The organism is Mycobacterium sp. NGS58 (genome assembly GCF_059812385.1).
This window is the reverse complement of the sequence record NZ_JCALCO010000028.1, coordinates 54,491-65,038: the sequence shown is the minus strand read 5'-3', so window position 1 is coordinate 65,038 and position 10,548 is coordinate 54,491. Positions and strand designations below refer to the sequence as shown.

The window sequence follows — 10,548 nt, the reverse complement described above, 5'->3', positions numbered from 1 at the left end:
CTCCGCCGCCGACGATGCAGTCAGAAGCGATGACGAGGAGCGGCGCTGGTGAATAACGTTCCGTGGCTGAGCGTGCTGTGGCTGGTGCCGCTGGCCGGTTCCGTGTTGGTCATCCTGATGCCGCCCGGGCTGCGACAGCTCGCCAAGTGGACCGGTCTGGTCGTCGGCGTCCTGACCCTGGCGGTGGCCATTGTGGTCACGCTCGGGTTCAAGACCGGTGGCGCCCCCTACCAATTCGTCGAAAAGCATCAGTGGATCCCGGCCTTCGGCGCCGGCTACACCCTTGGCGTCGACGGCATCGCTGTGGTGCTGGTGCTGCTGACCGCGGTGCTGATTCCGGTGCTGCAGGTGGCCGGCTGGAACGACGGGGACGATGCCAACGACCCGCCGCGCCAGTCAGCTGGTGGACGGAGCCGCGGGGTACAGGCCTACGTCGCCTTGACGCTGGCCATCGAGTCGATGGTGCTGATCTCGGTCGTCGCCCTGGACGTGCTGCTGTTCTACGTCTTCTTCGAGGCCATGCTCATCCCGATGTACTTCCTGATCGGGGGCTTCGGCGGCGGTCCCGGCAGGTCGCGTGCGGCCGTGAAGTTCCTGTTGTACAACCTGTTCGGCGGTCTGATCATGCTGGCCGCGGTGATCGGGCTGTATGTGGTGACCTCCCAGCACGGTTCGGGCACCTTTGACTTCCGCGAGATCGTGGGCGGCGTCGCCTCGGGCCGGTACGGCGCGGATTCCGCGGTGTTCAAGGCGCTGTTCTTGGGCTTCATGTTCGCCTTCGCGATCAAGGCCCCGCTATGGCCGTTCCACCGCTGGCTGCCCGACGCCGCCGTCGAGGCCACCCCGGCGACCGCGGTGCTGATGATGGCGGTGATGGACAAGGTCGGCACCTTCGGCATGCTGCGTTACTGCCTGCAGCTGTTCCCCGGCGCCTCAACGTATTTCCGCCCGCTGATCGTCGTGCTGGCGGTCATCGGGGTGATCTACGGCGCGATCGTCGCCATCGGCCAGACCGACATCATGCGGCTGATCGCCTATACATCGATCTCGCACTTCGGGTTCATCATCCTGGGCATCTTCGTGATGACCAGCCAGGGACAGAGCGGGTCGACGCTGTACATGCTCAATCACGGCCTGTCCACGGCGGCGGTCTTCCTGATCGCCGGATTCCTGATATCGCGGCACGGCAGCCGGGCGATCGCCGACTACGGCGGCGTGCAGAAGGTGGCGCCGATCTTGGCGGGTACCTTCCTGGTCTCGGCCATGGCCACTCTGTCACTGCCTGGCCTGGCGCCGTTCATCAGCGAATTCCTGGTCCTGCTAGGCACTTTCAACCGATACTGGCTGGCCGCGGCATTCGGGGTCACGGCGCTGGTGCTCTCGGCGATCTACATGTTGTGGCTGTACCAGCGCGTGATGACCGGGCCGGTCGTCAGCGGCAACGAAAAGATCGGCGACCTGCGTGCTCGCGAATTGATCGTCGTCGCACCGTTGATTGCGCTACTGCTGGTGCTCGGCATCTACCCCAAGCCCGTGCTCGACATCATCAACCCCGCTGTCGAGAACACCATGACCACCATGGGCCAGCATGACCCCAAGCCGACCGTCCCGGTGGGAACACCCAGACCGGCCGAACCACACCGGACCGCCGAAGGACCGCGATGACCCTCCCCACCCCGAGCATCCAATATTTCCTGCTCTGCCCGACCCTCATCGTGTTCGGCGTCGCCGTGGTAGGTGTCCTCGCGGAGGCGTTCCTGCCCAGGCGAATTCGCTACACCGCGCAGGTGGCGCTCTCGCTCGCCGGTTTGATCGCGGCCCTCATCGCGGTCATCGCTGTGAGCCGCTCGATCCAAAGCCCGGGACGCGTGGCGGTTTTGGGCGCCATGGCCATCGACCGCCCGACGCTGTATCTGCAGGGCACGGTGCTGCTAGTCGCCGTGATGGCGGTCATTTTCATCGCCGAACGCACCCAGGCCACAGCGGCGAGCAACGTGGCCGTTGGGGTCGGCAGGGCCGGCTCGGGTGGACTGGACTCCTTCACGCCACAGGCATCGGCGGTGCCCGACGGCGACGCCGAGCGCGAGGCCGAGCGGGCCGGGGCCGCGCAGACGGAACTGTTCCCGCTGGCGCTGCTCTCGGTCGGCGGCATGATGGTCTTCCCCGCATCCAATGACCTGTTGACCATGTTCGTCGCGCTGGAAGTGTTGTCCCTGCCGCTGTACCTGATGTGCGGCCTGGCCCGTCATCGTCGCCTGCTCTCGCAGGAAGCGGCGATGAAGTACTTTCTGCTGGGCGCGTTTTCGTCGGCGTTCTTCCTCTACGGCGTCGCACTGCTCTACGGCGCGACCGGCACATTGCTGCTGACGGGCATCCGTGATGCGCTGGCCGAGCACGGTGACACGTCGATGGCGTTGGTGGGCGTCGCGCTCCTGTCGGTCGGCCTGCTGTTCAAGGTCGGCGCTGTTCCGTTCCACTCGTGGATTCCCGACGTGTACCAGGGCGCGCCCACGCCCATCACCGGGTTCATGGCGGCGGCCACCAAAGTCGCGGCTTTCGGTGCGCTGCTTCGGGTTGTCTATGTGGCGCTGCCGCCGCTGCACGATCAGTGGCGCCCGGTGCTGTGGACCATCTCGATCCTGACCATGGCGGTCGGCACCATCACGGCGGTGAACCAGACCGACGTCAAGCGCATGCTGGCCTACTCGTCGGTCGCCCACGTGGGATTCATCCTCACCGGCGTCATCGCGGACAACCACACCGGCCTGTCCGCTACGTTGTTCTATCTGCTGGCCTACAGCTTCAGCACCGTCGGCGCGTTCGCCATCGTCGGCCTGATCCGCGACGCCGACGGCGTCGAAGACGCCACGCTCTCGCACTGGGCGGGGCTGGGGCAGCGCTCACCCATTGTGGGCGTGATGTTTTCGATGTTCTTGTTGGCGTTCGCCGGTATCCCTCTGACCAGTGGGTTCGTCAGCAAGCTCGCGGTCTTCAAGGCCGCTGCCCAGGGCGGCGCCGTACCCCTGGTGATCGTCGGCGTGGTTGCCAGCGGGATCGCCGCGTACTTCTACGTGCGGGTGATCGTGTCGATGTTCTTCACCGAGGCGACCGAGGACACCCCGCACGTGGTGGCGCCGGGCTTCTTGAGCAAGGCCGCCATAGCGGTGTGCGCCGCGGTCACCGTGGCGCTGGGCATCTTCCCGCAGCCGCTGCTCGATCTGGCCGACCAGGCCGCCGAGCTGCTGCACTGACGCGCTGTTCGGCGCCGCCTGTCAGCTCATGAACGGCCGGATGGCCAACAGGTAGATCACCAATGCCCCAAGCGGGGCCACCAAGGGCAACCAGGGCAACTGCAACGGGAACGACGTCGCAACCAGCCCGGCGAACGTAAAACCCACGGCGCCGGCCGCCGTCGGCCAGCTGTCCAGCACCACCTGCGCGGACGCGCCGGCCACATGGCGGCATACCAGGTAGCCGGCGGCGCACAAACCGGACAACGCGACGAACAGCACCGGCGGGTCGGACAGCATTGCGGTGACGGCGGCCAGCAGCACGGCAACCGTTGCGGCGGGACGGAATACGATGCCAACCGCGACCGCGATCAGCGCCGGCACCCAGGCGACCACCGCCGAGCCGTGCCCACCACCGGCGGCCGAGCCCACCATGAGCAGACCGAAGCCCGTCGCGAACGCGGGTGCCCCCACCCGCGTCAGCGCGCTCGCGCCGTTATCCACGAAGCCTCCCCCGCACACGCCGGCGGCGGTCCGGCAGCACACCCATGGACTGCTCCAGACCGCTATCACCCGGCCACGACACGATGTCCACGCCGATGGTGGCCATGTCGCGATACATGGCGGAGCGCTGCAGCGCCCACATCCGATCCACCAACGGATCCTGTTCGTCCTCGAACGGCGAACGGTCGAGAATGTCGACGGCGAGCACGACATGGCCACGCTTGCGCAGATTGATCAACGCCAGGGCGAATTCGGTGTCGAGCAGGGTGGAGAACGCGATGACGATCGCCCCGGCGGGAACCGCCGCGCGCGGCGCCAATGTGCCCGTGGTGTGTTCGAAACGGTCGCCGGCTTTCAGGACCGTGTCGAGCACCCGATAGAACTGGCGCTGTCCGATGTCGGCTCCCAGCCAGCGCGGATGGTTGCCCCCGAGAGCGACGATGCCGGCGCGATCACCGTGGCGTAAAGCGGTTTGCACCACCTGCGCCGCCCCGCGCACGACGCGTTCGGTGGCCTCGGTCGCCGGCCCCGCGGGCTGCCGGTACCCATCGATCAAGACCACCACGTCGGCCGCACGGTCGGTCAATCGCTGTGTCACGTGCAGCTGGCCACGGCGCGCGCTGACCGGCCAATTCACCGCGCGCAGTTGGTCTCCGGGTACGTAAAGGCGGATGTCGGCGTACTCCACGCCCGGACCGACATGGCGGGTCAGGTGGGCGCCCAACCGGTCCAGCAGCTCGGTTTGCGGGATTGGCGTCTGCTGCGGCGGCGTCAAGGGAAACACGATGACCTCGGCGGCCCCGACGGTGGCCGTGCCGGCCAGCAGCCCACCGCGGGCGACGACGTCGACGCGCGCCCCGATGGAATACCGGCCCCAGCGCCACGCGGTCGCCGTGACGGCTTTCGCCTGGGCTGGGTCGGATTCGGCAATTTCCAGCTCCATTCCCGCGATGTCGGGAACCGTGACCTGGACTGCCGAAGTCCCCTCTTCTTCCGTCGCCCATACCCTGATGTGGGCCTGCTCGTTTTCGAAGCAACGCTGGGCATCGGGCTCGCCATGCACCCGAATCGTCGGGATCGGGCGCTGCCAGCTGATCGAGCACAGCACGCCGAGCAGCGGTGCCGCGAAGGCGATCAACTGCCACCGGGCGCCGATCACCGCGGCGGCCAGCGCAAACCCCGCGCAGGTCGCGATCGCCAGGGTCAATCCCGATGCGCGCCAGCGGAACTCAACCTCCACGCTGGACGTCACGCCGGGCTCTCTCCGGCGCCAGCGCCGGTTCGCGGCACCGGCAGGCGGTGCAGCAGCTCTCCAATCACGTCGGCGCCCTGGATCTTTCGTACCCACATCTCCGGGCGCAGAGTGATCCGGTGTGACACGGCGGCGATGGCCAGCGCCTTCACATCCTCGGGGATGACGTAGTCGCGGCCGAGCAGCAGCGCGCGGGCGCGGGCGAGTTGCACGAGGTCGAGTTCGGCGCGCGGGCTGGCCCCCACCGCAACCTGCGGATGGTGTCGCGTCGCATTGGCGAGCGACACCACATAGTGCAGGACGTCTTCGTGCACCGTCACCTGCTCGACCGATTCACGCATCGCCAGCAGATCGTGCGCGTCCACGACTTGGTTGACCGTTGGTTCCGCCGAACCCCGTTCGAGGCGGCGGCGCAACATCGAGGTCTCGTCGCGCTCGTTGAGATACCGCAGTTCCAGCCGGATCGCGAACCGGTCGAGTTGCGCCTCGGGTAGCGGATACGTGCCCTCGTACTCGATCGGGTTGTCGGTGGCCAGCACGATGAAAGGCCTTGGCAGTTGGTGCGTTTCACCGTCGATGCTGACCTGGCCTTCGGCCATCGCCTCCAGCAGCGCCGCCTGGGTTTTCGGCGGTGTGCGATTGATCTCGTCGGCCAGGAGCAAGTTGGTGAAGATGGGGCCGGCCCGGAAAGCGAAGCGGCCGGATTGCATGTCGTAGATCGTCGAGCCGAGCAGGTCGGCCGGCAACAGATCGGGCGTGAACTGCACCCGGGTGAATTGCAGCCCTAGCGCGGCGGCAAAGGATCTCGCGATCAGCGTCTTGCCCAGGCCAGGCAGGTCTTCGATGAGGATGTGGCCGCGCGCGAGGACCGCGGTGAGGATGAGCCGCAGTGCGGAGCGCTTACCCACCACTACGCGCTCTATCTCGTCGAGAATCGCCTCGCAGTGGGCGGTCGTGGTCGCGGCCGGCAGCGTCATGTTGGGATCGCGCCTCCTGTCATACCTGCTCCAGCTTTTGCAGAATCTCTTGCAGCGCCGCACGGCCCGGGCCCGGTTGACGGTCACCGGTGCGAATGACGTTGTTCGGGTTGACCCATTCCCACAGTTCCGGGCCGAAGAGGATGCGCCCGGTGGCATGGAAGGACACAGGGTCCTTGGACTGCCTTTGGCCGGTTGTCATCTCGTAACGGCGCGCGAGCATCGGGCGCAGATGGCGGTCCCAGTCGGCCCGGGTGGAATCCGACCACCGAATCGTCGTCTCGGTGGTGGACAGCCAGCGGCGCAACGAATCCCCGAGATCGTCGGCATCCGGTTCCGCGTCGGCATCGAATCCGCGCGCCAGGGCGCGGCGGAGGCTGAGCAGCACCAACGCCAGCCCCAGACCCGAGGCAGCCAGTACCCACCGTCGATCGTGCTGCGTCAGTGCCAACAGTTCTATGCCGACGACGAGGCAAACACCTAGGGAGATAATCTTTTTCATGCCGCACTCCGTGAGCCCAGCTCGTCGAGGACCAATCGAAGGGCGCGCACCGCGATGTCGCGGTGGCCCTCGTTCATCACGTGGGGGCTGAACCGCGCCTCGGCGAAGAGATTCACCAATTGGACGGCGTTGTCGGCGTGCAGGGCGTGGTGTTCGACCGCGCGGGCCAGCACCTCGGTCGGGGTGTCGAATTCCTGGGGAACTGCGCCGGGAACCTGTGCGAGTTCGCGTTCCATCGCGGCGTAGCAGGCGATGATCGCCTCTCGCGGCTCCCGACTCAGGTCGGTCATCTCGGCCAGTCCTCGTTCGGCCGCTCGCGCCAGCGACTCCGAACGCGCGGGGGGCGTAGGGGATTCGGCCGGCTCGTCGTCGGCGATGACCGGAGCCGCAGGACGCCAGCGCCGACGCGCCGACGCGACGGTCCCGACGACGAACATCACCAGCATGGCGACTGTGCACGCGAGCAGGATGCCCAGCATGTTCTGCGAGGCGTCGCGAGGGCGGTGCGGATGCTGCGGCGGTGGCTGTGCGGGCGGCTGCGTCGACGGTGCCCCGCCGCTGTCGGCCTGGGACGGGCCGGGAGCGACGCCGTGGGGCAGGAAGCGGACCAGCAACATCACGATCAGCAGCCACGCCATGATCACGGCGAGCCCGATCAACAGCACGCGCCAGCTCGGTCGTCCCTTGCCGGTGCCCAGCATGTCGGACAGCCGGCCGGCACTCGGCGCGGCGGCTCGAGGGTCTCGCAGGCGCGCGACCACGGCGACCGCGATCAGCGCAAGCGCCACGGCGAGAATCGCAACCACGAAAGCCAGCGCCGCCCGGCCGCCCGATTCGCTGCGGGCCGCGTCATGCCGAGTGGGAAGGTAGCCGCGCAGGGCGGCAGCCACCACGAGCAGCAGAACGATCAGGGCGACGACCCGCCCTGTCGGCTTGTCCATACCAGGCATTGGCACGCCACTCGATTGGTTGTTGCGGCACTGGCTTTTCTCATAGTTGCACGTCAGGCGACCCCAGGGCCAGGACCCGGCGTACCCCGTATCCACAGTCGGGAGTTCATCCACAAGTTCGTAAGGCTCGCTGGCGCTCGAACCTATGTTCGATACCGTGGACTGCGTGAGTCTTTTCATCAGTGCGGAACAGGCGCGGGAACGAGTGGGCTCCGCGCTCGACGCAATCGATGCGGCCCACGAGGTGCTACGCCAGACGCCGTCGGACATGGTCGGCAGCGCCTTTCGCGTTGAATTCGCCGCCCGCCTGGAAACCCAGGAGCGCCTCAATCGAGGCATGATGTACAGGGTCTTCGGGCAAATCGCCGACCCGGCGGACGAGATCGGGTGCGTTCCCGCGGTGCGCGCCACGTTGTGGGCGCGGCTTCGCGTCCCGCCCAGAGAAGTCACGCGTCGCTTCAGGCTCGCGACCCGCCTCCGACCACGACGTTCGCTGACCGGCGCAGCACTGCCACCCGAGCTACCGGCGTTGGCCGCGGCGGTCGAGGCGGGCTCGGTCGGCGAGGACCATATCCGCGCCGTGTGTACCGCGATCGACGCGTTGCCGTCCACCGTCTCCCCCTGTGATGCGGCCGACGCGGAGCGCACACTGGTGCAGCACGCGACCAGGCTCGACGCCGCCGTGGTCACCAGGCTGGGCCACAGAATCGCGGACTATCTCAATCCCGATGGTCGTTTCACCGATGCCGATCGGGCCCGCCGTCGCGGCATACGCCTGAGCCCGCAAGGGCCCGACGGGATGTCGCGCCTCACCGGTCTACTGGATCCCGAGGCCAGGGCCTACCTCGAGGCCCTGGAAGCGGCGGTGCGACCCGGCCGCCATCAGACCCCCGACAGCGATCCCGAAGCGCGCGACGACCGTACACCGGCCCAACGCTGCCACGACGCCCTCAAGCTCGGGCTCGGGACCGCGATCGCCTCAGGCGGTCTCGGGATGCACCGCGGCCATCCCGTCACCGTGGTCGCCACCACCACGCTGGCCGAACTCGATCAGGCGGCGCGCGCCGCGCGCGACTCGTCAATCCAGATGCCCGCGCCGGCGCAGACCGGCGGCGGTTCACGACTGCCGATGCCGGATCTGATTCGGATGGCCGCCAACGCAATTCACTACCTCGCCGTGTTCGACGAGCACACCGGCCGGCCTTTGTACCTGGGCCGGCAGAAACGCATCGCCACCGCGGATCAACGACTCATCTGCTACGCCCGGGACCGCGGTTGCACCCACCCTAATTGCCTGGAGCCCGGCTATCACTGCGAGGTGCACCATGCGTGCGAATGGGCAGACGACGGCCCGACCGACGCGGACAACCTGTTCTTCGCCTGCGGTTCGGATCACGGCGCGGTGGGCAGGGGCGAATGGCGCACCGTCGTCACCGGCAACGGGCGACTCGGCTGGACCGATGGCACAGGACCGCCCGTCGTCAACCACGCTCATCATCCCGACGAGCTCCTGCGCGGCGATCCTGACCCGCCCGGAGGTGAATGATGTTGAGGTGTCGGGTCATCAACGCGGTGATTGCGACCGCGCCCGCCTAGTCCACCGCGAAGGGACGAAAGCTGCCGTCGAGAACTTGGAGGTGACCGATGGTGCGCCCGGTGACCTTGGCGGGATCGACCAGAGCCAATTCGACCGCGGCGCGAGCGAATTCGTCCTCCGACGCGGTCTCATCGAAGTTGCGGGCATAGTACGAGAGCCCTGGCGTGAGAATCGCTTTGGACGGCGAAAGCGCATTGACCGCGATGTTGTGGTCGGAGAGATCGAAGGCCGCGCACTGGGTGAGGTGCTCGAGCGCGGCCTTGGACCCGCCGTAGCCGGGCAGCACCCCGCCGCTGCGGTCGGCGTACGGACCATCGCCGGGCAATCGCGACGCGACCGAGGTGATGTTGATGATCGACCCGCCACCCGCCTCGATCATGTCGGGGCACACCATCTGCATCAGCTCGTAAGCCGCGAAAACCGCGATCTCGAAATGCCTGCGGTACGCGTGCAGCGGAGTGCTGACGAACCCCGGCCATCCCGGCTTGGCCGCTCCCGGTTTGGCCGCTCCCGGTTTGGCCGCTCCCGGTTTGGCGGCGCTCGATCTGGCGGCTCTGTGACGCGGCTGCTCACCGGGCGCCGGTGGCCGGCCAGGCGCGGTGAAGGCCGCGTTGTTGATCAGAATCCCTATGGGGCCCAACGCCTCTCGTGCGGATTCCACCAGCCCGGCAATTTGATCGCGGTCGGTCAAATCGGCGCGGGCCGCAACGGCACGCCCACCGGCCGCCTCGATGTCGGCGACCGTCTCGCCGATGGTCCCCGGCAACCGGTCATCCCATACCTCTTCGGTGCGCCCGGCAACCGCCACCGCGGCACCGTCGGCCGCCAGGGCGAGCGCGATCGCCCTACCCAGGCCGCGGCTACCGCCGGTGACGATCGCGGCGCGGCCGGCCAGCCGCCCCCTCATCGCCGCACCCCGTGCACCACGATGGCCGTGGTTTGCTCCACCCACGCTTCGTCGAGTTCTTCTTCCGGACGCAGCAGCATCCGCAGCATCGTCGCTCCCCCGATCAACTCGATCAGTCGGTCCGGATCCACATCGGGATGGGCTTCGCCCCGGTCAACCGCCTCGCGCAGCCGCACCCGCACCGCGGTGAAGAGGTCCACGAATCGCGCCATCACCCGCGCATTGAGCGCGGGGTCGGCGGTCATGTCGGCGACCAGACCGGGCAGCGCGGCGCGCACCACAGGGGTGGTGAACACGTCCCGCGTGGCCTCGATCATCATCCGCATGTCGGCCGCGATATCCCCGGCCGGCGACTCGAGCGCGGTCGGGGCGGTAGGGAAGGCCGCCTCGTGTACCAGTTCGGCCTTGCTCGACCACCGGCGGTATAGCGCCGATTTCGTGGTGCCGGCGCGCTCGGCGACCGCGGCCAGACTGATGTTGGAATAGCCCGTTTGGACAAGCAATTCTGCCGTCGCCGATAGGATCGCCGAGTCGATACGCGGATCCCGCGGGCGGCCGGCGCCGGAGGCCTTGTCAAGGCCGGACGGGTCTGCTTTCATAACGCTACCTACCGTATCGTAATTGCCTCA

10 protein-coding genes are annotated in these 10,548 nt (G+C 67.7%); 3 read left to right on the top strand and 7 right to left on the bottom strand.

The features are described from left to right. Window positions 1–48: 48 nt before the first annotated feature. Both AC5Y4H_RS22550 and nuoN read left to right on the top strand, forming a co-directional pair. Complete coding sequence (locus AC5Y4H_RS22550) at window positions 49–1,665, top strand: NADH-quinone oxidoreductase subunit M (RefSeq protein ID WP_499985277.1); 1,617 nt, start codon at window positions 49–51, stop codon at window positions 1,663–1,665. Then, window positions 1,662–3,251, top strand: a complete 1,590-nt coding sequence (gene nuoN, locus AC5Y4H_RS22545; RefSeq protein WP_499985276.1) for an NADH-quinone oxidoreductase subunit NuoN — start codon at window positions 1,662–1,664, stop codon at window positions 3,249–3,251. The genes AC5Y4H_RS22550 and nuoN overlap by 4 nt, the downstream gene beginning before the upstream one ends. 21 nt (window positions 3,252–3,272) lie before the next feature. Here nuoN and AC5Y4H_RS22540 read toward each other — a convergent pair whose 3' ends face one another. From AC5Y4H_RS22540 to AC5Y4H_RS22520, 5 genes are all read right to left on the bottom strand, one after another. Continuing rightward, entirely contained in the window at window positions 3,273–3,665 is a 393-nt protein-coding gene (locus AC5Y4H_RS22540) for a hypothetical protein (RefSeq protein ID WP_499985284.1), read from the bottom strand. 61 nt (window positions 3,666–3,726) lie between these two features. Continuing rightward, window positions 3,727–4,986 (bottom strand): DUF58 domain-containing protein, encoded by a 1,260-nt coding sequence (locus AC5Y4H_RS22535; RefSeq protein WP_499985275.1) that lies wholly within the window; start codon window positions 4,984–4,986, stop codon window positions 3,727–3,729. Further along, window positions 4,983–5,963: an AAA family ATPase gene (locus tag AC5Y4H_RS22530; RefSeq protein ID WP_499985274.1), complete on the bottom strand. Its 981-nt coding sequence runs from the start codon at window positions 5,961–5,963 to the stop codon at window positions 4,983–4,985. Before AC5Y4H_RS22530 ends, AC5Y4H_RS22535 begins: the two co-directional genes overlap by 4 nt. Window positions 5,964–5,982: 19 nt before the next feature. After that, the gene (locus AC5Y4H_RS22525) at window positions 5,983–6,465 is read right to left on the bottom strand and encodes a hypothetical protein (RefSeq protein ID WP_499985273.1); all 483 of its coding nucleotides are present in this window, start codon (window positions 6,463–6,465) and stop codon (window positions 5,983–5,985) included. After that, entirely contained in the window at window positions 6,462–7,406 is a 945-nt protein-coding gene (locus AC5Y4H_RS22520; protein ID WP_499985272.1) for a DUF4129 domain-containing protein, read from the bottom strand. Before AC5Y4H_RS22520 ends, AC5Y4H_RS22525 begins: the two co-directional genes overlap by 4 nt. Window positions 7,407–7,593: 187 nt before the next feature. On the opposite strand from AC5Y4H_RS22520, the gene AC5Y4H_RS22515 reads away from it, so the two are divergent. Then, window positions 7,594–8,961: an HNH endonuclease signature motif containing protein gene (locus AC5Y4H_RS22515; protein WP_499985282.1), complete on the top strand. Its 1,368-nt coding sequence runs from the start codon at window positions 7,594–7,596 to the stop codon at window positions 8,959–8,961. 46 nt (window positions 8,962–9,007) lie between these two features. On the opposite strand, the gene AC5Y4H_RS22510 is transcribed toward AC5Y4H_RS22515, so the two are convergent. Further along, window positions 9,008–9,919: an SDR family NAD(P)-dependent oxidoreductase gene (locus AC5Y4H_RS22510; protein WP_499985269.1), complete on the bottom strand. Its 912-nt coding sequence runs from the start codon at window positions 9,917–9,919 to the stop codon at window positions 9,008–9,010. Then, a complete protein-coding gene (locus tag AC5Y4H_RS22505; RefSeq protein WP_499985266.1) occupies window positions 9,916–10,518 on the bottom strand; it encodes a TetR/AcrR family transcriptional regulator in 603 nt (200 codons plus the stop codon). The genes AC5Y4H_RS22510 and AC5Y4H_RS22505 overlap by 4 nt, the downstream gene beginning before the upstream one ends. Window positions 10,519–10,548 lie beyond the last annotated feature (30 nt).

Excerpts from the sequence above, each read along its gene's own strand:
- nuoN (WP_499985276.1), top strand. The coding sequence starts at position 1,662 with ATGACCCTCCCCACCCCGAGCATCCAATATTTCCTGCTCTGCCCGACC.
- AC5Y4H_RS22540 (WP_499985284.1), bottom strand. The coding sequence starts at position 3,665 with ATGGTGGGCTCGGCCGCCGGTGGTGGGCACGGCTCGGCGGTGGTCGCC.
- AC5Y4H_RS22530 (WP_499985274.1), bottom strand. The coding sequence starts at position 5,963 with ATGACGCTGCCGGCCGCGACCACGACCGCCCACTGCGAGGCGATTCTC.
- AC5Y4H_RS22525 (WP_499985273.1), bottom strand. The coding sequence starts at position 6,465 with ATGAAAAAGATTATCTCCCTAGGTGTTTGCCTCGTCGTCGGCATAGAA.
- AC5Y4H_RS22520 (WP_499985272.1), bottom strand. The coding sequence starts at position 7,406 with ATGGACAAGCCGACAGGGCGGGTCGTCGCCCTGATCGTTCTGCTGCTC.
- AC5Y4H_RS22510 (WP_499985269.1), bottom strand. The coding sequence starts at position 9,919 with ATGAGGGGGCGGCTGGCCGGCCGCGCCGCGATCGTCACCGGCGGTAGC.
- AC5Y4H_RS22505 (WP_499985266.1), bottom strand. The coding sequence starts at position 10,518 with ATGAAAGCAGACCCGTCCGGCCTTGACAAGGCCTCCGGCGCCGGCCGC.